This is a genomic window from Cellulomonas uda, assembly GCF_006538705.1.
GTDB classification, from domain to species: Bacteria; Actinomycetota; Actinomycetes; order Actinomycetales; family Cellulomonadaceae; genus Cellulomonas; species Cellulomonas uda.
Genome location: NZ_BJLP01000001.1, coordinates 68649 through 87850 on the forward strand (window position 1 = coordinate 68649; position 19202 = coordinate 87850).

25 protein-coding genes and 1 pseudogene are annotated in these 19202 nt (G+C 74.4%); 12 read left to right on the top strand and 14 right to left on the bottom strand.

The window, feature by feature from the left end; translation table 11 throughout:
* Nucleotides 1–49: 49 nt before the first annotated feature.
* A complete protein-coding gene (locus tag CUD01_RS00325) occupies nucleotides 50–1027 on the bottom strand; it encodes a DUF5692 family protein (protein WP_141317759.1) in 978 nt (325 codons plus the stop codon).
* Between the two features lie 203 nt (nucleotides 1028–1230).
* On the opposite strand from CUD01_RS00325, the gene CUD01_RS16775 reads away from it, so the two are divergent.
* Nucleotides 1231–1905: a TetR/AcrR family transcriptional regulator gene (locus CUD01_RS16775; protein ID WP_244937589.1), complete on the top strand. Its 675-nt coding sequence runs from the start codon at nucleotides 1231–1233 to the stop codon at nucleotides 1903–1905.
* Nucleotides 1906–1960: 55 nt separating this feature from the next.
* Here CUD01_RS16775 and CUD01_RS16780 read toward each other — a convergent pair.
* The 3 genes and pseudogenes from CUD01_RS16780 to CUD01_RS00340 all read right to left on the bottom strand — a co-directional run.
* Nucleotides 1961–2170: pseudogene (locus CUD01_RS16780) on the bottom strand (P-loop nucleotide/nucleoside kinase family protein); the annotation flags it as partial.
* Nucleotides 2171–2836 (bottom strand): SDR family oxidoreductase, encoded by a 666-nt coding sequence (locus CUD01_RS00335; RefSeq protein WP_141317763.1) that lies wholly within the window; start codon nucleotides 2834–2836, stop codon nucleotides 2171–2173. It lies immediately after the preceding pseudogene.
* A gap of 53 nt (nucleotides 2837–2889) precedes the next feature.
* Nucleotides 2890–3408, bottom strand: coding sequence for a P-loop nucleotide/nucleoside kinase family protein (locus CUD01_RS00340; protein WP_141317765.1), 519 nt, complete (start codon nucleotides 3406–3408; stop codon nucleotides 2890–2892).
* Between the two features lie 67 nt (nucleotides 3409–3475).
* Between CUD01_RS00340 and CUD01_RS00345 the strand changes: the two genes are divergently transcribed.
* Nucleotides 3476–3859, top strand: a complete 384-nt coding sequence (locus CUD01_RS00345; RefSeq protein WP_141317767.1) for an HNH endonuclease — start codon at nucleotides 3476–3478, stop codon at nucleotides 3857–3859.
* On the opposite strand, the gene CUD01_RS00350 is transcribed toward CUD01_RS00345, so the two are convergent.
* Complete coding sequence (locus CUD01_RS00350; protein WP_244937590.1) at nucleotides 3860–4342, bottom strand: GNAT family N-acetyltransferase; 483 nt, start codon at nucleotides 4340–4342, stop codon at nucleotides 3860–3862.
* A 183-nt stretch (nucleotides 4343–4525) separates the two neighbouring features.
* Here CUD01_RS00350 and CUD01_RS00355 point away from each other — a divergent pair, with 183 nt between their 5' ends.
* Nucleotides 4526–5509, top strand: coding sequence for a LacI family DNA-binding transcriptional regulator (locus CUD01_RS00355; RefSeq protein ID WP_244937591.1), 984 nt, complete (start codon nucleotides 4526–4528; stop codon nucleotides 5507–5509).
* A 114-nt stretch (nucleotides 5510–5623) separates the two neighbouring features.
* Nucleotides 5624–7099 (top strand): cellulose binding domain-containing protein, encoded by a 1476-nt coding sequence (locus CUD01_RS16915; protein ID WP_174773792.1) that lies wholly within the window; start codon nucleotides 5624–5626, stop codon nucleotides 7097–7099.
* Between the two features lie 31 nt (nucleotides 7100–7130).
* On the opposite strand, the gene CUD01_RS00365 is transcribed toward CUD01_RS16915, so the two are convergent.
* On the bottom strand, nucleotides 7131–7493 hold the full coding sequence (locus CUD01_RS00365) for a hypothetical protein (RefSeq protein WP_141317773.1): 363 nt from the start codon (nucleotides 7491–7493) through the stop codon (nucleotides 7131–7133).
* A 200-nt stretch (nucleotides 7494–7693) separates the two neighbouring features.
* Here CUD01_RS00365 and CUD01_RS00370 point away from each other — a divergent pair, with 200 nt between their 5' ends.
* From CUD01_RS00370 to CUD01_RS00385, 4 genes are all read left to right on the top strand, one after another.
* A complete protein-coding gene (locus CUD01_RS00370; RefSeq protein WP_141317775.1) occupies nucleotides 7694–8101 on the top strand; it encodes a TOBE domain-containing protein in 408 nt (135 codons plus the stop codon).
* A gap of 65 nt (nucleotides 8102–8166) precedes the next feature.
* Nucleotides 8167–8925 (top strand): molybdate ABC transporter substrate-binding protein, encoded by a 759-nt coding sequence (modA, locus tag CUD01_RS00375; RefSeq protein WP_244937592.1) that lies wholly within the window; start codon nucleotides 8167–8169, stop codon nucleotides 8923–8925.
* Between the two features lie 19 nt (nucleotides 8926–8944).
* Nucleotides 8945–9790 (top strand): ABC transporter permease, encoded by an 846-nt coding sequence (locus CUD01_RS00380; RefSeq protein ID WP_141317780.1) that lies wholly within the window; start codon nucleotides 8945–8947, stop codon nucleotides 9788–9790.
* The gene (locus CUD01_RS00385; protein ID WP_141317782.1) at nucleotides 9787–10884 is read left to right on the top strand and encodes an ABC transporter ATP-binding protein; all 1098 of its coding nucleotides are present in this window, start codon (nucleotides 9787–9789) and stop codon (nucleotides 10882–10884) included. Before CUD01_RS00380 ends, CUD01_RS00385 begins: the two co-directional genes overlap by 4 nt.
* A 4-nt stretch (nucleotides 10885–10888) precedes the next feature.
* Here CUD01_RS00385 and CUD01_RS00390 read toward each other — a convergent pair whose 3' ends face one another.
* From CUD01_RS00390 to CUD01_RS00400, 3 genes are all read right to left on the bottom strand, one after another.
* The gene (locus tag CUD01_RS00390; protein WP_141317784.1) at nucleotides 10889–11629 is read right to left on the bottom strand and encodes a YqjF family protein; all 741 of its coding nucleotides are present in this window, start codon (nucleotides 11627–11629) and stop codon (nucleotides 10889–10891) included.
* Nucleotides 11630–11669: 40 nt separating this feature from the next.
* Nucleotides 11670–12461 (bottom strand): TlpA family protein disulfide reductase, encoded by a 792-nt coding sequence (locus CUD01_RS00395; protein ID WP_141317786.1) that lies wholly within the window; start codon nucleotides 12459–12461, stop codon nucleotides 11670–11672.
* 99 nt (nucleotides 12462–12560) lie between these two features.
* Nucleotides 12561–13154: a TetR/AcrR family transcriptional regulator gene (locus CUD01_RS00400; protein WP_141317788.1), complete on the bottom strand. Its 594-nt coding sequence runs from the start codon at nucleotides 13152–13154 to the stop codon at nucleotides 12561–12563.
* 123 nt (nucleotides 13155–13277) lie between these two features.
* Between CUD01_RS00400 and CUD01_RS00405 the strand changes: the two genes are divergently transcribed.
* Together CUD01_RS00405 and CUD01_RS00410 are read left to right on the top strand one after the other, a co-directional pair.
* On the top strand, nucleotides 13278–13883 hold the full coding sequence (locus tag CUD01_RS00405) for a maltose acetyltransferase domain-containing protein (RefSeq protein ID WP_141317790.1): 606 nt from the start codon (nucleotides 13278–13280) through the stop codon (nucleotides 13881–13883).
* A gap of 23 nt (nucleotides 13884–13906) precedes the next feature.
* Nucleotides 13907–14455: a hypothetical protein gene (locus CUD01_RS00410; protein ID WP_141317791.1), complete on the top strand. Its 549-nt coding sequence runs from the start codon at nucleotides 13907–13909 to the stop codon at nucleotides 14453–14455.
* Here the strand turns inward: CUD01_RS00410 and CUD01_RS00415 are convergent.
* From CUD01_RS00415 to CUD01_RS00435, 5 genes are all read right to left on the bottom strand, one after another.
* A complete protein-coding gene (locus CUD01_RS00415; protein ID WP_141317793.1) occupies nucleotides 14407–14994 on the bottom strand; it encodes a GNAT family N-acetyltransferase in 588 nt (195 codons plus the stop codon). The genes CUD01_RS00410 and CUD01_RS00415 overlap by 49 nt on opposite strands.
* Nucleotides 14995–15046: 52 nt before the next feature.
* On the bottom strand, nucleotides 15047–15610 hold the full coding sequence (locus tag CUD01_RS00420) for a dihydrofolate reductase family protein (RefSeq protein WP_141317795.1): 564 nt from the start codon (nucleotides 15608–15610) through the stop codon (nucleotides 15047–15049).
* Nucleotides 15611–15729: 119 nt separating this feature from the next.
* Nucleotides 15730–17100, bottom strand: coding sequence for a cellulose binding domain-containing protein (locus CUD01_RS00425; RefSeq protein ID WP_141317797.1), 1371 nt, complete (start codon nucleotides 17098–17100; stop codon nucleotides 15730–15732).
* Nucleotides 17101–17211: 111 nt separating this feature from the next.
* Nucleotides 17212–17583 (bottom strand): VOC family protein, encoded by a 372-nt coding sequence (locus CUD01_RS00430; RefSeq protein ID WP_141317799.1) that lies wholly within the window; start codon nucleotides 17581–17583, stop codon nucleotides 17212–17214.
* A 46-nt stretch (nucleotides 17584–17629) separates the two neighbouring features.
* The gene (locus CUD01_RS00435) at nucleotides 17630–18085 is read right to left on the bottom strand and encodes a MarR family winged helix-turn-helix transcriptional regulator (protein ID WP_141317801.1); all 456 of its coding nucleotides are present in this window, start codon (nucleotides 18083–18085) and stop codon (nucleotides 17630–17632) included.
* A gap of 112 nt (nucleotides 18086–18197) precedes the next feature.
* On the opposite strand from CUD01_RS00435, the gene CUD01_RS00440 reads away from it, so the two are divergent.
* Both CUD01_RS00440 and CUD01_RS00445 read left to right on the top strand, forming a co-directional pair.
* Nucleotides 18198–18767, top strand: coding sequence for an isochorismatase family protein (locus CUD01_RS00440; RefSeq protein ID WP_141317803.1), 570 nt, complete (start codon nucleotides 18198–18200; stop codon nucleotides 18765–18767).
* Nucleotides 18768–18831: 64 nt separating this feature from the next.
* Nucleotides 18832–19200, top strand: coding sequence for a thioredoxin family protein (locus CUD01_RS00445; protein WP_141317805.1), 369 nt, complete (start codon nucleotides 18832–18834; stop codon nucleotides 19198–19200).
* The last annotated feature ends 2 nt before the right edge of the window (nucleotides 19201–19202 follow it).

The window sequence follows — 19202 nt, forward strand, 5'->3', positions numbered from 1 at the left end:
GGCGGGCGCCCCTCGTCGTCGCGGCCCCTCCATGCCGCGACGGCGACGGTCAGGCGTGCACCGGCGTCGGGGAGGGCCCGACGGCCGGAACGCCGACCGCAGCGGTGGTCGGCGCGTTCGCCTCGACGACCTCGCGGTACTGCGGCAGGTGCGTGAACAGCTCCTCGCGCAGCGGGTTGCGCCGGCGGGTCACGATCACGCGCACCTGGTAGACGGCGACGGCCACGTTCACGACGAGCGACAGCGCGGACACGACGAACAGCGCGGTGGTGTCGTGCGACGACGCGACGGCGAACGACGACGACGAGACGAACGTCGGGACCGCCATCGTGAACATCATCCACAGCGCGAGCGTGTGCGCACGGTGCTGGAGCCAGGCGCCCTTCTTGATGAAGAACGCGGGGATGGTGCAGGAGATGAGCAGCGCGGCACCCGCGTAGAACGCGTGGTCACCCACGCAGTTGTAGACGTACGCGAAGTTCCACAGGTCGTACGCGACGATCCAGAACCACATCATGTCCGGCCAGATCATGTCCTTGGACCGGTCACGCGAGACGAAGATCCCCATCCACCCGCAGATGGTCAGGGCGTTGAGGATGCCCGCGACGCCGTTCATGTAGTTCCACACGCCGCCGACCATGAAGACGCCGTCGTGCATGCCCTGCAGGCCCGCGACCTGGAAGTCCCGGATCACGGCCTCGCCGATGTTGACCGCGAGGATCAGCGCGGGGAACAGCAGCATCCAGCGGTTCTTGGACAGCTTGTCGACGTACCGCAGCAGTATGAACCCGAGGCACCCGGCGAGCGCCGAGTACACCTTGACCCAGTGGAACCACGTGCCGGTCGAGGACCCCTCGCCGGCGGTCGAGGGCCACACGAACACCGTCAGGACGAGCGGCAGGGCGACGAAGAACGCGATGCCTGCCCACTTCCAGCGGCGCGTGACCTCGTTGAGGGCGATCAGAGCGCCCAGGACGACGAACCACATCACCCAGGACTGCCAGGGGATGGACTCGAACAGGAACACCACGGCCTCCTCTGCACGGCCCGCGGCCGGTCGGCCCCGGGGGACGTGGGAAACGTAGGCACGCACCGCGGCGGCGGTCACTGGACACCGGGCGCGGTCTGTCCAGACGGGGGCGCTCGGCGGCGTCGTCGGGCCGCGGTCCGGGGCGTCCGGGGGGACCTTGGGCCCACGGGAAACGCGCGTCGGCGGTCGTTGCACAGGACGTGACCCTCGACGCGACCCTCGACGTGACTCTCGACGCGACCCTGGACCGCTCCGTCGACGCGGGGCCGGACCTCGCCCTCGACCCGCCCCGCGACGAGCGCCGCCCCGACGCCCGGGTCGCGCTCGCCGCCGCCCTCAAGGAGCGCCTGCGGACGCAGCCGCTGGCCCGCGTCACGGTCACGCAGCTCGTCCGCGACTGCGGCCTGACGCGCCAGGCGTTCTACTACCACTTCCACGACGTGCAGGACCTGGCGGCGTGGGTGTTCGAGACCGAGGTCGCCCAGCTCGTGCACGCGGAGGCGCGCCACGACTCGTGGGCCGACGGGCTCGTGCGGCTCCTGGCGTACCTGCGCGCGAACCGCACGTCGACCGAGGCGGTGCTCGACGGCCTCGGCCGTGCCCGGCTCGCGGACTTCCTGTTCCGGCAGATGCGGCCCGTCACCGACGCCGTGGTGCGTGAGGTCGGCGGCGGCGGGCCGGCCCAGGCGGCGGACCACGCGCTCGTCGTGGACTTCTACACCTCGGCCGTCGTGGCGGTCGTGCTGCGGTGGGTCGTGGACGGCATGGTCGACGACCCGTACCGCCTGGTCGGTGACGTCGAGCTGATCCTGCACGGCTCGGTGCGCGAGTCCGTCGAGCGGCTCGACGCGCGGGCCCGCCCCCGAGCGCGGTGACCGCGGCCCACGCCGCGAGCTCGTCGCGGTTCCACAGCCCGAAGTCGAGCACCACGTCGACGCCCAGGGTGAGGGCGCGCAGTGCGACCGCGACCAGCCGCCCCTCGATGACCGCCGTCGCGGCGCGCGCGTTCTCGTCGCCGAACAGCGCCTTGACCCACTCGTCCTTCGTCAGCCGCAGCGCGCCGCACCCGGCCTCGAGACGCCGCGCCCCGGTCGTCTTGCCCGTCCCCGGCAGGCCGACCATGAGGTGCAGCGTCGCCATCTAGAACCGGGCCGAGAACGCGCCGTCGGACTGCAGGAGCTGGCCCGAGACCCAGCGGCCCTCCGGCGAGAGGAGGAACGCGACGACCGCCGCGATGTCCGTCGGCGTGCCGAGGCGCCCGAGCGGGTGCGCCGCGGTGAGCGCCGCGCGCGTCTCGTCGTCCATCCAGCCGGTGTCGACGGGTCCGGGGTTCAGGACGTTCGCCGAGATGCCGCGCGGTCCGAGCTCGCGGGCGGCGGAGATGACGATCCGGTCGAGCGCGCCCTTCGACGCGCCGTACGGCAGGTTCCCGGTGGTGTGGTCGCTGGTCAGCGCGACGACCACGCCGCCGTCGTCCGGCGCCTGGCGGGCGAACGCCGCGATGAGCAGCAGGCTCGCGCGCGCGTTGACCGCGACGTGCAGGTCGAAGCTCTCCGCGGTCGTGTCGAGGATCCCCGTGCTCACGTCGTGCGCGTGGCTCAGGACGAGCGCCGTGACGGGTCCGTGGTCGCGCGTCACGGCGGCGAGCAGCTCGTCGGGGCCGGTGGGGGTCGACAGGTCGCACGGGTAGTCGGTGTCGGCCAGGTCGCTGGTGACGACCGTCCACCCGTCGGCGCGCAGGCGGGGGACGATGCCGGCGGCGATGCTGTCGGCGCGCGCGGCGCCGGTCACGAGAGCGAGAGGCATGGGTCGACGCTCTCGCTTGTCGCCGGGCGCTGCCGGATCCGTTCGCCGGTCGGTCAGGGCAGCGCGGCGACGACCTGCGCGGCGACCTCGGCGGCCGTGCGGTGGGTGGTGTCGACGACCTGCGCGTCGGCGTGCAGCCACGTGCGCGCGGCGTGCGCGTATGCGTCGACGTACGCGAGACGGAAGGGGGAGGGGCCCAGGACGGTGTCGCCCAGGATCCGCGCCCGCAGCGTGTCCGGCTCGGCGTGCAGGACCAGGTGCCGCACGGGGATGCCGTGCGCCGCGAGGCCGCCGCTGATCTCGCGCCAGTACTCCTCGACGAGCACGGTCATGGGCATGACCAGCGTCCCGCCGACGAAGTCCAGGACGTGCCGGGCGGTCTCGACGACGAGCGGTCGCCACGGCGCCCAGTCCTGGAAGTTGCCGGTCGGCGGGAGCGCGGGCCGCACGTCCATGAGCGTCTCGCCGACCTTCTCCGCGTCGAAGACGTGCGAGCCGGGGAGCAGCTCCTGCACGAGCGCGGCGGTGGTCGTCTTGCCCACGCCGTGGGTGCCGTTCAACCAGACGATCATGAGGCGTGACCGTACAGGTCGGAGCGTCGCGGCCGGCCCCCGCCCGGCCGGTGCCTACGCTCGGCCCATGGCCACGCCCACGCGTCGCGCGCGGTACGCCCGCCGCCGGGCGCGCCGGCTCTCGCTCGTCGACAACGACCTCACGACGGCGCAGTGGGACGCGCTGCTCGCCGCGTGGGGCGGGTGCGCGTACTGCGGGGCAGCGGACCGCTCGCTGCAGCGTGACTGCGTCCTGCCGATCTCCCGGGGCGGCCGGTACACGGTCGAGAACGTGGTGCCGGCGTGCGGGCCGTGCAACGCGAGCAAGTGCAACACCGAGGTCGTCTCGTGGCTGCGCCGCAAGAAGCTCGACGAGCGGGCGTTCCTGCTGCGGCACGCGACGCTGGTCGCCGCGATGCGCGCGGCGTGCACGGACCCGGTGCCGCCCACCCACCCCGTGACCACGGCCTGATCAGGCGCGCGGCGCCATGTCGTAGGTGACCCACGGGGTCGCGGTGGCGTGCTTGTCGTACACCGCGCGGGCGGTGGCGTTGCCGGTCGCGGTGATCCACCGCACGACGCTCGCGCCGCGCTGTGCGGCCAGCGCCGCCGCGGCCTCGAGGAGCGCGCCGCCCGCACCGGACCGCCGCGCGGAGGGGTCGGTGAACAGGTCGTCGAGGTACAGGCCCTGGGTGCCCGTCGTCGGGCGCGCGAACGTGCGCAGGTTGGCGAGGCCGAGCAGCGTCGTGCCGTCGGGCGCGGTCGCGACGAGGCCCGTCATCCCGTGCTGCTCGCCGAGCACCCAGCCCCACGCGGTCGCGACGACGTCCGGCTGCTCGGGCATCTCGTAGAACGCCCGGTAGGCCGCGTACAGGCGGGCCCACTGCGGACCGTCCTGCGCCCGGACCCGGCGGACGGTCGGTGCGGGCGGGCGGGTGCTCTCGTCGTCGCTCACGGACGGCAGCGTGGTGCACGCCCGGGTGTCTCCGGTGCGGGCGACCGCCCCCTGGACGCCCGACGAGGCGGCGGTCGCGCGCGAGGGCCCGGCCCCGGCGCGCTCGTCGGGGGTACGTTCCTCGTCGAGGAGACCCGCCCGACTCGCGCCCAGGAGGTCACGATCGCCATCACGCTGCGGGACGTGGCCGAGCTGGCGGGCGTCTCGATCAAGACGGTCTCCGAGGTGGTCAACCGCACCGGCCGGGTCGCGCCCGCGACGACCGCGCGGGTCGAGGACGCGGTGGTGCGCCTCGGGTACCGCCCGAACCTCAGCGCGCGGCGGCTGCGCTCCGGGCGGGCTGGCGCGATCGGGCTCGTCGTGCCGGAGCTGGGCTCGTCGGGATACTTCGCCGAGCTCGCCGAGCTCGTCGTGTCCCGGGCGGCGCGGCACGGTGTCGCGGTCCTCATCGAGGAGACGGGCGGCGTGCGTGAGCGCGAGCGTGACGCGCTGCTGGGCCCCCGGCGCTCGCAGCTCGACGGCATGCTGCTCAACGCGCTGCGGCTGACGGACGACGACGTGCCCGGCGTGCCCGACGGCTTCCCGGTGGTGCTGCTGGGCGAGCGGCAGGTGGGCGCGCTCGACCGCGTCGCGTTCGACAACGCCGCCGCGGCCCGGCTGGTGACCGAGCACCTGCTCGAGGTGGGGGCGCGCCGGATCCTCGTGGTGGGCGGCGACCCGTCCGTGAGCGAGAGCGCCGTGCAGCGGCTCGCGGGTCACCGTGCGGCGCTCGAGGCGGCGGGCCGGCCCGCCGCGGTGCGGCACGTGGTCACGACGCAGTGGGACCACGAGAGCGGGTTGGCCGCGATCGCGGGTGCGCTCGCGGCGGGCACCGACTTCGACGCGGTCCTCGGGCTCAACGACGCCCTCGCCCTCGGGGTGGTGCGCGGGCTGCTCGACGCGGGCCGTCGCACCCCGCAGGACGTGCTGGTCGCGGGGATCGACGACATCCACACCGCGCGGTTCACGACGCCGCGCCTGACGACGGTCGACGCGCGCCGGCCCGCGATCGTCGAGCGCGCGCTCGCCCTGCTCCTCGCGCGGATCACGGGGGCGGACGACGAGGGCGGCCTCGTGGAGCTCGAGCCGTCGCTCGTCGTGCGGGAGAGCACGACCCCCGCCACCTAAGGGTTTAGGTGCGGTCCCGCCCTCTGGCGGCGCGCGCACGAGGGGCGCCACGATGCCGATCACAACGTTTACCTCCGGGCCGCACGCCCGCCCACGACCTCGATGGAGACAGTCATGGTGCACACGTCACGGCGCCGCGCCGGAGCCTGGCTGACGTCGGCGCTCCTCGCGCTCGGCGCCCTCGGCCTCGGCGCCTCGAGCGCGCAGTCCGCCACCTCCGCAGCCGACGACGGCACGTTCGTCGGCGTCTTCCGGGAGACGCGGCCCCTGACCGCGATCGCCGACGGGTACCGGGCGGACACCGGTCTCGAGCTCGCGAGCGCGCTGTGGTTCGAGGCCTGGAGCAACAAGCGCGCGTTCCCCGTCCAGGAGGCGAAGGACCTGTGGGCGCGCGGCGTCCTGCCGCACTGGACCTGGGAGCCCTGGGACCCGTCGCTCGGCGTCAGCGCCCCCGGCCAGATCACGCTCCAGGACATCGTCGACGGCGACTGGGACTCCTACATCCGCGCGCGCGGCGCCGAGCTCGCGTCCGTCGGGTCGCCCGTGATGGTGCGCTGGGGCCACGAGTTCAACGGGAGCTGGTACCCCTGGTCGACGAGCGTCAACGGCGCCTCCGGCGCGCTCTACGTCCAGGCGTACCGGCACGTGCACGACCTCGTGGTCGCGCAGGGTGCGACGAACGTGCAGTGGATCTGGGCGTTCAACAACTCCTCGACGGGCACCGACGCCGCGAGCATGCCGGCGGGCGCCTACCCGGGGGACGCGTACGTCGACTGGGTCGGCATCGACGGCTACAACTGGGGCTTCGACCCGACGTGGGACCCGGGCGTGAACCACTGGACGACGTTCGACCAGACCATCGGCGACGCCTACCGCACCGCGCTGCGCATCGCGCCGTCCAAGCCGATCGCGGTCTCCGAGTACGCCAGCGCGCAGGAGGGCGGGGACAAGGCCGAGTGGTTCCGCGCGATGTTCGCGGACCTCGATGCGGGCCGCTACCCGGGCATCCGGCTCATCACGTACTTCGACACGGTCAAGGAGAAGCCGTGGGCGATCACGTCGTCCGCGTCGGCGCTGCAGGCCTGGGTGGCGGGCGCGTCGAAGCCGGGCTTCCGCGGCACGGGCGCGCAGCTCGCGGCGATCGCGGGTGACCCGACGCCCACGCCCACCCCGACCCCCACCCCGACTCCGACGCCGACCCCCACCCCGACTCCCACGCCGACCCCGACCCCCACGCCGACCCCCACCCCGACCCCGACACCCCCGCCGGCCCGCGGCTGCACCGTGCGGTACACGACCAACGACTGGCCGGGCGGGTTCACGGCGTCGGTCCGCATCACCAACACCTCGGGCGCGAGCCTGTCGTCCTGGTCGCTCGGGTTCACGTTCCCCGGTGACCAGCGCGTCACCAACGGCTGGTCCGGCACGTACGGCCAGGCCGGCCAGGCCGTCACGGTCACCCACGCACCGTGGAACGGCACGATCCCCGCGGGTGCCTCGACGGAGATCGGCTTCAACGGCTCGTTCACCGGCGCGAACCCGAGACCCGCGGGCTTCACGCTGAACGGCACGCCGTGCGAGGTCGGCTGACCCGACGAGCGCCCCGGCAGGCCGCCTGAGCTCAGCCCACGAGGTGGCCCGGGCGACCGGGGGGACGACGAGGCCGCGCTCGTCGTCCCCCGCGGGCGCGTCCGCCGTTGGCGTTGAGAACCGCCCGGTCACGGTAGGGGAACGTCTCGACGACCCCGCCCAGGCGGGTCTGGATCCACCAGTGCTCCCACGAGATGTTCGTCTGGCGCTCGTGCATCCCGATGAACCACCGGCTCGGCGTGCCGGGCGGCAGGACCGTGAAACCCGACCCCTGGACCATCAGCTCCATCATCGCCCGTTGTGCGTCGCGCTCGCGGTGCGGGCTCGCGCCCGTCATGAACCGGGTGACGATCCCCTGGAGCACGCCCGCCTGGTTGTCGAGCCAACCCCGCATGCCGACGTCGTCCGTCGCCGCGTCGCGCGCCTGCGTCCGGGTTGCGTGCGTCGAACCCTTGGGTGGCCCAGGAGCTCGGAGCGGTGCTCGGGAATCGGAGGCGCAGATGCGGCTTCACACTCCCGTCAGACCCGCATCTTCGGATATCCTGCGTACGTCACGACGACGAAGGGGGTCCGATGGGGGCGGGAGGGCGTCACGTGCCGACGTTCCGGATCCGGGAGGCGGCGGACCTCCTGGGGGTCAGCGACGACACCGTGCGCCGCTGGGCGGACAGCGGCCGCATCGCGACGACCACCGACGCGTCCGGGCGGGCCGCGGTCGACGGCGCGGAGCTCGCACGGTTCGCGCAGGAGCTCGCACGGGGGGCTGCGCCCCCGCCGGGAGACCTGAGCGCCGCGTCCGTCCGCAACCGGTTCACCGGGCTCGTCACGCGCGTCGTCAAGGACACCGTGATGGCGCAGGTGGAGATCCAGGTGGGCCCGCACCGGGTCGTCTCCCTGCTGAGCCGGGAGGCGGTCGACGAGCTCGGGCTCGAGCCGGGCGTGCTGGCGGTTGCCGCGGTCAAGGCGACGAACGTGTCCGTCGAGATCCCGCGCTCGCGATGAGACGACCGGCTCGGCCCCGGTCGCCGCGCGTCCGCCCGGTCACGGCGGCGCTCGCGGTGGCGGTCGTGACGGGCCTCGGTCTCGTCGCGTGCGCACCGGGTGCCGCGGACGCCTCGGGCTCGACGGCGGAGCCGACCGGTGGCGCGACGCTGCGCGGCGACCTGACGGTGCTCGCCGCCGCGTCGCTCACCGAGGCGTTCACGGCCCTCGGGGAGCGGTTCGAGGCCGCCCACCCCGGCGTGCACGTGACGTTCGTCTTCGCGGGCAGTTCCGCGCTCGCCGCGCAGGTCGCCGACGGCGCGCCCGCGGACGTGCTCGCCTCCGCCAACCCCGCCACGATGGACGAGGTCGTCGCCGCCGGCCACGCGCACGCACCGGTCGTGTTCGCGACGAACACGCTGCGGATCGCCGTCCCGCGCGGCAACCCCGGCGCGGTGACCGGGCTCGACGACCTGGCGGACCCCGCGGTGAAGGTCGCGCTGTGCCAGCCGGAGGTGCCGTGCGGGACGGCGGCCGCCGCGGTGCTCGCGCGGGCCGGGCTCGAGGTCGCGCCGGTCACGCTCGAGCCGGACGTCAAGGCGGTGCTCGCCAAGGTCCGCCTCGGCGAGGTCGACGCGGGCCTGGTGTACGTGACCGACGTGGTCGCCGCGGGTGACGACGTCGAGGGCGTCGACCTCCCGCCCGGCTCCGACGTGAGGACCGACTACCCCGTCGCGACCTTGACCGCCGCGCCCCACCCCGACGCCGCCGCGGCGTTCGTCGACCTCGTGCTGTCCCCGACCGGCACCGAGGTGCTCTCGGCCGCCGGCTTCGGGCGACCGTGAGCCCGACCGGAGCGTCCACGTGGCCTCGACGCTGAGCGCACGGGAACGGGCGCGCCGCACGACGAGCGGCGGCGGGCCGCGGTCCGCGCCCGCGCCGCTGCTCGTCCCCGCGCTCGTCGGCATCGCGTTCCTCGCGGTGCCGGTGCTCGGCCTGCTCGTGCGCGCGCCCTGGGGCCAGGCCTGGGAGGTGCTCCGGGCGCCCGCGACCGGGGAGGCGCTGCGGCTGTCGCTGTGGACGTCGCTCGTGGCGACCGGGATCAGCCTCGTGGTCGGGGTGCCGCTCGCCTGGCTCCTCGCCCGCGCGCGCCTGCCCGGTCTGCGGCTCGTGCGCGCGCTGGTCACCCTGCCGCTCGTGCTGCCACCCGTCGTCGGGGGCGTCGCGCTGCTGCTGGCGTTCGGGCGGCGCGGCGTCGTCGGGCAATACCTGGACCAGTGGTTCGGGCTCACGCTGCCGTTCACGCCCGCTGCCGTGGTCCTCGCGCAGACGTTCGTCGCGATGCCGTTCCTCGTCGTGACCGTCGAGGGTGCGCTGCGCACCGCGGACCGTGGCCTCGAGGAGGCCGCCGCGACGCTCGGTGCGACGCGGACGGCGGTGTTCCGCCGCGTCACGCTCCCGCTCGTCGGGCCGTCGCTCGTCGCCGGCGCGGTCCTGTGCTGGGCGCGGGCGCTCGGCGAGTTCGGCGCGACCGTCACGTTCGCGGGCAGCTTCCCGGGGCGCACCCAGACCATGCCCGTCGCCGTCTACCAGGCGCTCGAACGCGACCCGGACGCGGCGATCCTGCTCAGCCTCGTCCTGCTCCTCGTGTCCGTCGGCGTGCTCGTCGCGCTGCGGGACCGCTGGTTGCGCACCGGGGCGGCGCCGTGAGCGGCCCGCGCACGGACGCGCTCGCCGGGCCCCCGGGGCTCGTCCTCGACGCGCGCGTCACCCGCGGCGCGTTCACCCTCGACGTGGACGTGCGCGTCGCGCCGGGCGAGGTGGTCGCGGTGCTCGGCCCGAACGGGGCGGGCAAGTCCACGCTGCTCAGCGCCGCCGCCGGGCTCGTCCCGCTCACCGGGGGGCGCGCCGTGCTCGACGGCCGCGTGCTCGACGACGCGCGCACCGGCACGTTCCTCGAGCCCGCGGACCGGCCCGTCGGGTTCGTGTTCCAGAGCTACCGCCTGTTCCCGCACCTGAGCGTGCTCGACAACGTCGCGTTCTCGCCGCGCGCACGCGGCGCGGGGCGCACGCGGGCGCGGGCGGTCGCCCGCGACTGGCTCGACCGGCTCGGGCTGGCCGACCTCGCGTCGCGTCGGCCGGGCGACCTGTCCGGTGGGCAGGCGCAGCGCGTCGCGCTCGCCCGCGCGCTCGCCGGCGCCCCGGACCTGCTGCTGCTCGACGAGCCGCTCGCCGCGCTCGACGCCCGGACGCGGCTCGACGTCCAGTCCGAGCTCAAGCGGCACCTCGCGGGCTTCGCCGGCCCCTGCCTCGTCGTGACGCACGACCCGCTCGAGGCCCTCATGCTGGCCGACCGGCTCCTCGTCCTCGAGGGCGGACGCGTGGTGCAGGAGGGCGCGCCCGCGCACGTCGCCCGGCGCCCGGCCACGGAGTACGTCGCCCGGCTGGTCGGGCTGAACCTCTACGCGGGCGTCGCCGACGGCGACGCGGTGCACCTCGACGGCGGCGGCATGCTCGTCGTCCCGGACCACGGCGAGCGCGGGCCGGTGCTCGTCGCGCTGCGTCCGTCCGCGGTCGTCGTCAGCCCGCACCGGCCCGACGTCTCGAGCGTCCGGAACACGTGGCCCGCGACCGTCGTCGGCCTGACCATGCTCACCGACCGCGTGCGCCTGGACCTCGCGGGCGAGCCGTCCGCGCTCGTCGACGTCACGCCCGCCGCGGTCGCCGAGCTCGGGCTCGCGCCCGGCGACCGGGTGTGGCTGTCCGCCAAGGCCACCGAGCTCGAGGTCTACGCCCGCGGGTAGCGCGTCAGGCGCCCGCGTCCGCGGGCGTGCCGAACACCGTGCGGACGCCGCGGGAGAACAGGACCGAGTCCGGCGGGCGGTCCGCGACGCCCGGGAGCCCGCACGCGGCGAGGAGCCGCTCGTCGAGCGTCAGCAGCTCGGCGGTGCGCAGCGGCCAGGGCTCGTGGTGGTTGCGCAGGTAGAGGGTGCGGCCGTACGCCCGCGTGTGCAGCGCCCAGCGCGCGGTGAGGAAGTCGGCCAGCGGGTCGCCCGGCGGGAGCGGCTCGCCCGGCCGCACGACGACGCGCGTCGTCGCGTCCCGCGGACCGGGCCACCGCCGCCGCGAGGTGTACGTGAGCACGCCGTCCTGCTCGGTCACGCGCATCCGGGCCCACGTGTACGGCAGCGCGAGCGCCGCACGCGAGCCGAGGACGAACGCCAGCCGGGCCGCCTCGAGCGTCAGGAAGACGACCGCTCGGCGCCCCTGCGCGTCGACCGAGTAGAGGCGGACGTTCGTCTCGGGGAACGTGCCGAGCCAGGGGATGCGCGGACCGGCCGCCGCGCCCGCGCCGACCATGCGGAACGGCACCAGCCCGACCCAGCTCGACCCGTCGTGCACGTCCGGCCGCGTCCCGGGCGGCAGGAGCGGCGCGACGACGTCCTCGTCGACCCGCCAGTGCACGAACGTCAGGTCCCGCCACGACTGCCGCAGGACTGCGCGCCCGCGCAGCGGGGGTGGGCTCGCCGTGACGGGCTCGGGCTGCATGCCCCCATCGTGCCTGCTCGCCGCCGCTCCCGGTTCTCCGTCAGAGGGCCACGAGGAGGCCTACCGCGGCCGCGAGGGCGACGCACGTGAGGGCCGCCGCGGCGGCGGGTCCCCGCCGGTCGAGGGGCAGGCCACGCAGGAGCCCGGCGGCCCGCCCGAGCAGGGCCAGGGGCGGGACCGCGCGCCACACGTCGCGTTCGGCCTTGCTGCCCGCGCGGCGGACGACCGCGGGCAGGTGTCCGATCGCCTCGAGCAGAGGGCGGGCCGTGCTGCCGCGCCGGCGGCGCGGCGCCGTCCCGCGCAGGACGTGCTCGACGGCCGCCCGCACCGCGGCCGCGTCGTTGGCCCAGTGGACGCGTGCGGTGATGGTCCCGTCGGGCCGCAGGACGTACGCCGAGTTGGGCTTGGGCCCGACGGCGCGGTGGAGCGTGCCCACCACGTCGTCGACCGCGACCTCGAACGGGACGCTCAGGTCGTCGCGCATCGCGGCTGCGTGCGCGGCCTTCTGCTCGTCGGTGCGCGGCTGCGGCAGGAGCTCGCCGGGGTGCGCCTCGCGGGTCTGCACGAGCACGAAGCGGACCCGGTCGGCGTACTCGTCGTGCAGGTCGCGCAGGTGCGGCACGGCGCTGCGGGTCACGGGGCAGGTCTGTGACCCGAACACGAGCAGCACGGGACGGTGGCCGAGCGCGTCGCTGCGGAACCGGGTGCCGTCGAGCGTCGGGAGGTCGAACGCGGGGATGCGGTCGCCGGGTGCGGGGTCGGTCGGGAGGTAGCGCATGTCGGCGAGCACGTCGCGCGTGCGCAGGTCGTCGAACAGGTAGGTGGTCGGCATGGTGGTCCCTTCGATGGAGTTGACCGATCGGTCAACTCAGTGGGTACGGGTCGGTGTCGGCCTGGGGCAGAGGGTCAGCGAGGGAGGGTCGCGAGGGGGTCAGCGAGGGAGAAGCAGGAGGGTCCGGACGAGGGGGCGCAGCGGGTCGAGCGCCCCCGGGTCGTCCTCGGCCTTCGCCAGGACGCTGTAGCCCTGGATGCAGGCCACGACGGCGCGCGCGGCCGACGTCGCGTCGAGGGTCGGCTCGACGTCGCCCCGGACCTGCGCCTCACGGACGACGTCGGCGATGCGGTCGGTCCACGCCGCGAGCACCTCGGTGATGCGGGCGCGCATCACCGGCTCGTGGGCCGAGAGCTCGGCCGCGAGGTTGCCCAGCGGGCAGCCGGGCACCCCGCCCAGGTGCTCGCGCATGGTGCGCATCATCGACGCGTAGCCGGCAAGGAACGCGTCCAGGCGGTCGAGCGGTGGGCCCTGCGCCCCCAGCGTCTGGTCGAGCAGCGCGCGCATGAGCTCCCAGTTGCGGTCGAGGACCGCGAGGCCGAGCGCCTGCTTCGACGGGAAGAAGTGGTACAGGCTGCCCTTGTTGACCCGGGCCGCCCGGCACACGTCGTCCACGCCGACGTCGGCGTACGTCGACGCGTGCACGAGGTCGCGCGCGGTCGTGAGCAGCCGCTCCCGGGTGTCCCTCGCCATGCCGCCACGCTAGAGGCGAGTTGACGGATCGGTCAACTACGTCGACCGCGGAACCGAAGGTCACGCGGGGAGACGGGTGTGGGCTGAGAGACTGGCCGGGACGACGAGCGAGCGGGAGCATGCATGGACCTGGACGTCGCGGCGGCCCTCGAGGACGCCCGCACCGAGTACGACAAGATGGTCGCGGGCGACTGGTACCGCTACCGCCACGGCCCCGAGCTCGCGGACCTGACGACCACGACGCAGCGCACGTGCCGCCGCATCACCGCCCTGTACGACGAGGACCGCGCGGCCGCGCACGCGCTGTTCCGCGAGCTGCTCGGCACCGTCGGCGAGGGAGTCGACTTCCGCCCGCCGTTCTACCTGGACTACGGGCACCGCCTGCACGTCGGCGACCGGACGTTCATCAACGCCGACTTCCTCACGCTCGGCGGTGGCGAGATCCGCATCGGTGCCGACGTGCTGATCGGCCCGAGCGTGCGCCTGTACACCCCGACGCACGTGCTCGACCCGGAGCTGCGCCCGCAGGGTTGGGAGCGGGTCTCGCCCGTCACGATCGAGGACGGTGCCTGGCTGGGTGGCAGCGTCGTCGTGTGCCCCGGCGTCACGATCGGGTCGCGCTCGGTCGTCGGCGCGGGGTCGGTCGTCACCAAGGACGTCCCGCCCGACGTCGTCGTCGCCGGCAACCCCGCCCGCGTGGTCCGGGGGCTCGCGCCGGACGCCTCGTGAGGCGACCGGTCCGTCGGGTGGCGGTGAGCGCCCTGGTCGCCGCCCTGCTCGCGGCCGCGGGTGCGGCCGGTGGCGCCGCGTTCCACCGGTACGAGGTGCAGCCGTCCGACGACGAGCTGGTGGCGCAGGCGCGCGAGATCGACGTCCCGGGGCTCGTCGCCGACAGCGAGCCCGCGGTCGTCGGGAGGTTCACGCCGACGCTCACCCGCGGGTCCGTGCTGCTCGACGCGACGGCGGACGCGGGCCTGGACGGCGCAGCGGTCGCGACCGCGCTCGAGGCACAGGGGTGGGGCGGCGTCGAGGTGACGACGAGCAAGCGGTCGCAGGTCGTGACGGCCTCGCGCGGCGCGGTCGATCTTGACGTCCGTCTGTGGCTGGAGCCGGGCGGCGCCGACGTGACGCTCGAGCTGTCCCGAGGCGACGCCTCGCCGCCGCTCGTCGTCACCGTCCTGCTGGGCGCCGCCCTCGGCGCGGCGGTCGGTGCGCTGCTCGGCGTCGTCGTCGCGAGACGGCAGCGGGGTCCTCAGCCCTCCGGCCGGTCCCACTCGGAGTCGAGGACCGCGTACAGGTAGGCGTCGTGCCACACCGGTCGGCCGGCATCATCGGTGCTGAACGACGCGGCCTGCCGCACATGCCCCTCGCGACGCAGGCCCAGGCGCTCGAGCAGCCGCCAGGAGGCGTCGTTGCGCGGGTCGCAGTGCGCCGACACCCGGTGCGCGCCCCACAGCCCGAAGCAGACGTCCAGCAGCGCGCGGCACGCCTCGGTCGCGTACCCCTGGTGCCAGTGGTCGGGGTGGAACACGTACCCGAGCGTGTACCCGCGCCACTCGTGCGGGTCGTCGTGGTGCAGGTAGAGGGTGCCGACGAGGGCGCCGTCGCTGCCCCGGCACACCGCCCAGAACGACGGGTCGTGCGCGCGGGTGGCGGCGAGCGCGTCGCACTGCGCGCGCGTCTGCACTCCGTAGGGCTCGAACCGCACGGCCTCGGGCCGGGACAGAGAGGCGTGCAGGCCCTCGCCGTCGTCGGGCGTGAACCGCCGCAGGAGCACCCGGTCCGCGCGGACGGTGGTGGTCAGGGCGGGCTGGCACCCGGGCAGGTGCGCGGACGTCATCACCGCAGCGTGCACCCGCAGCCGCGCCTGCGCCGCGGACCTTCGTCCGCCGTCAGGAGCGTCGGACCGCGTGCCGCACGTAGACCACGCCGTTGTCGAAGCGGCGCAGGTCGAGCAGCTCCAGGTCGAGGCGCACGCCCAGCGGCAGAGCGGGCTTGCCGCCACCCACGGCCACCGGGCACAGGAGCAGCACGCACTCGTCGACCAGCCCGTGCCGGAACGCCTCCGCGCCGATGGTCGCGCCGCCGATGCTCAGGTCCGACGCCGACTCGTCCTTGAGCCGTCGCACCGCGTCGGGGTCGAACCTGCGCTCGACCCGGGTGCGTGCGGTCGACACCTCGTCGAGCGACGTGGAGTAGACCACCTTGTCGGTGTCACGCCAGATCTGCGCGTACTCGCGGACCACCGCGGGCTCGTCGACCAGCCAGTCGTCGTCCTCCCAGACGCGCATCGTGTCGTACATGCGACGCCCGTACAGCGACGTGCCGATGCCCCGCTCGTGGTCGTTCCAGAACTGGTGCACGGCCTCGTCGGGGACCGACCAGTCGAACGCGCCCGACGAGTCCTCCAGGTACCCGTCGAGGGAGACGTTCGCCGCGTAGATGAGCTTGCCCATGACTGCCTCCCGGTCGACGGACCTTCAGGCTCGCGGGTCACCGTGGGGACCGGCAAGAGGCAGGCCGCGGCCCGGTACGACGGGGACGTCGGCTCGCGAGCCGATGTCCCCGTCGTCGGTCAGGAACCGCAGGTCAGGGTGGGCGTGCCGGGCGCACCCGTGCCGATGAACCCGAAGGTCGTCGAGCCGCCGGGCGCGAGGCTGCCGTTGTACGGCGCGTTGCGCACGGTCGCCGTCGAGCCGGACGTCGTCGCGACGCCGTTCCACGCCGTGCTCACCGACATGCCGGAGGCCGTGACGGTCCACGACGAGAGCGCGGACGCGCCGGCCTTGACGGTGACCTCGCCCTGGTAGCCGCCGGGCCAGGTGCTGACGGCCCGGAACGTGGCGGTGCAGACGGCGGTGTCGCCCGTCGGGTCGTCCGTCGGGTCCTCGGTGGGCTCGTCGGTGGGGTCCTCGGTCGGGTCCTCCGTCGGGTCCTCTGTCGGGTCCTCGGTGGGCTCGTCGGTGGGGTCCTCGGTCGGCTCCTCCGTCGGGTCCGTGCCGCCCGTCGTCGTGTACGAGACGACCGTGCGCGGTGCCGAGCACTTGCCGCCGCAGCTCGACGGCAGGGAGAAGGAGTACTCGCGGCCGCCGAACAGGTACTCGTCGTCGACGTCCTTGACGCGGATCTTGTAGTCGGTGCCGCCCGTCGTCGTCGGCTTCAGCAGGAAAGACTGGCCCATGTCGACGTTCATCGGGGTCTGCACCCAGGCGCCGTCGGCGTAGTGCTCGATGCCGTGGATGCCGTTGGGTAGGTGGTTGATCGACACCCCGGCCCACCACTTCTCCGAGCCCTGGATGAACCCGATCTCGATGTCGCCGGAGTAGTTCGGCGCCTCGATGAACTCCCACGTCACCTTGCGGTTGCCCCAGTGGGCGGGCTCGAGGTCACCGACCGGTGCGCCGTTCTTGACGAACGTGTTGATCGACGCGTGCGCGAGGTCCAGGTGGTACGGGTCGTCGCGGCACCACGCGTTCGGGTCGCCGCAGGAGTCCGCGACGAGCATGTCGAGCGTCGCGCCGTTGTACTTGTCCTCGACCCACGACCCGTTGCGGCAGAACGCCTGCCCGGCGGCGCCGTCGTTGATGCCGGTGCAGTAGTCGTCGATCGAGACGCGCACCCAGCGCCCGCAGTTGCGGCCGTTGTCGAACATGCCGACCTTCGGGTCGTTCGCGGCCATGGGGCGCGGGTACATCGCGTAGTCGCCGGGGGTGTCGTAGACGTTCAGCGCGATCCAGTTCTGCGTCTCGAGCTGGTCCTGCGGCAGCCCGCAGCCGCCGTAGGGCGCGCCGAGGTTGTCGAACCACGTCGCGTTGCCCGTCACCGGCTCGGTCTCGCCGCCGGGCGGTACGGCGTCCGCCTGGGACTGCACGCCGACGAGCGCGCCACCCGCCAGCACCACGGCGAGCAGACGGCTCCATGAACGGATCTTCCCGGGCGACGACATGACGAGCTCCTCTGGTGGTCAGCGATCGGCCCGAGTCTTCACCTCCGCGCGGGCCCCGGGCGGCGGGGTCGTCCCACCTGCCCGGGGCGCAAATCGATTACGCGCGGCTGGTCAGGCAGGCGGACGGCTGAAGAGGTTCACGACGTTCCCGTCCGGGTCCCGGAGCAGGGCGGACCGGTTGCCCCACGGCATGGTCGACGGCGGCAGGACGACGTCCTGCGGGTCGGGCTGGAGCCGGGCGAGCTCGGCGTCGACGTCGGCGACCTCGAACTCGACGATCACCGAGCGGTTGGCCGCGGGTGTCACCGCGCCGCCGAGCATCGCGACGGTCTGCGTGCTCGCAATGGCGAGGGCCGCGCCCGGTCCGCCGAGCTGAGCGAAGACCGGGGCGGGACGGGCCGCGACCTGCCCGGTGAGGCGCTCGTAGAACGCGACCAGGCGGTCGACGTCGTCGGTGACGAGACGGATCGAAGCGAACGGCACGGGGCGCGCAGCTCGTCCACGAGCGCGTAGAGGCGGTCCGTCCGGTTCACGGGGTGGATGCCTCGTCGCGTCCGTCCGCACGGTGCTCGTCCCAGGCGACGATGCGGGCGAGCAGCGGGACGGCGGCCTCGATCGTCTGCTTCTCCCGGGGGTCGAGCGCCTCGGCCAGCGCGAGCGTGAGCCAGTCCGTCCGGCGCCGCCGCTCCTGCTCGAGCGCGGCGCGGCCGTGCGCGGTGAGCACCAGCGGCGACTTGCGGCCGTCCGTCGGGTCCGTGGAGCGCTCGACGAGGCCCTCGTCCTCGAGCGCGCGGACCGTGCGCGCCATCGACTGGGGGCGGACGCGCTGGGCGCCGGCGAGCTCGCTGGTGGTCAGCGCCCCCTCGCGTGCGAGCAGCCCGAGGACCGCGGTCAGGGCCTGGGGGCGGGGGTCCTCGGCGCGTCCTCGCCTCACGAGCCGGCCCAGCTGCAAGCGGAGCTCGGCGGCCAGCAGTGCGTCGTCCATGCCCGCAGCGTACGCCAGACGAACAGCACAACTGTGCAGTCTTGCTTGACATCGAGCATCACGGCGATAGACAGTCTTGCTGTCTTTCTCGTCCCGAGTCAGGAGCCACCCCATGCCCGTCGAGGCACTCGACCCCGCCACCGCCCTCGTCCTCGTCGACCTCCAGAAGGGCATCACCGCGCTCCCGACGGTCCACGACCCGGCGGTCGTCGTCGCCCGCGGCGCCCTGCTCGTCGGCGCCGCCCGCCGCGCGGGGCGCCCGGTCGTCCGCGTGCGCACCGAGTTCTCGCCGGACGGCGGCGACCTGCTGCGCGGTCGCACCGACTCGCCCGGTCCCGCCGTCGCGCAGCCCGCCGACTTCTCCGAGCTGGACCCGCGCGTCCCGGTCTCGCCGTCCGACCTGCACGTCGCCAAGCGCGGGTGGGACGCGTTCACGGGCACCGAGCTCGACTCGCGGCTGCGCCGCCGGGGCGTGCGCTCGGTGGTCGTCGCCGGGATCGCGACGAGCATCGGCGTGGAGTCCACCGCGCGGACCGCGCGCGAGCTCGGGTACGAGGTGACCGTCGCGCACGACGCCGTCACGGACCTCGTCGCCGCCGCGCACGTGAACAGCCTGGAGGTGATCCTCCCGCGCATCGCGCGGCTGGACGCGGCGGCGACGCTCGCCGACCTGCTGGGCTGACGCGCGCTCGTCGTGCGCCTGCCTCGACGTGACAGTGATACCCCCAGGGGTATATGGTCGGGACATGGCAACGCGAGAGATCACCCTCGAGAACCTCCAGGAGACCGTCTCCGGGAACGGGATCGTCCTGCTGGACTTCTGGGCGCAGTGGTGCGGACCGTGCCGGTCCTTCGGCCCGATCTTCGAGGCCGCGTCCGAGCGGTACCCGGACGTCGTGTTCGGCAAGGTCGACACCGAGGCGCAGCCCCAGCTCGCCGCGGTCTTCTCGATCACGTCCATCCCGACGCTCATGGCGTTCCGCGACGGCGTGATCCTGTTCGCCGAGCCCGGCGCGCTGCGCGCGCACGACCTGGACCAGCTCCTCGACGCGATCAAGGCCGTCGACATGGACACGGTCCGCGCGCAGCTCGCCGCCGAGCGCGCCACCGTCTGACC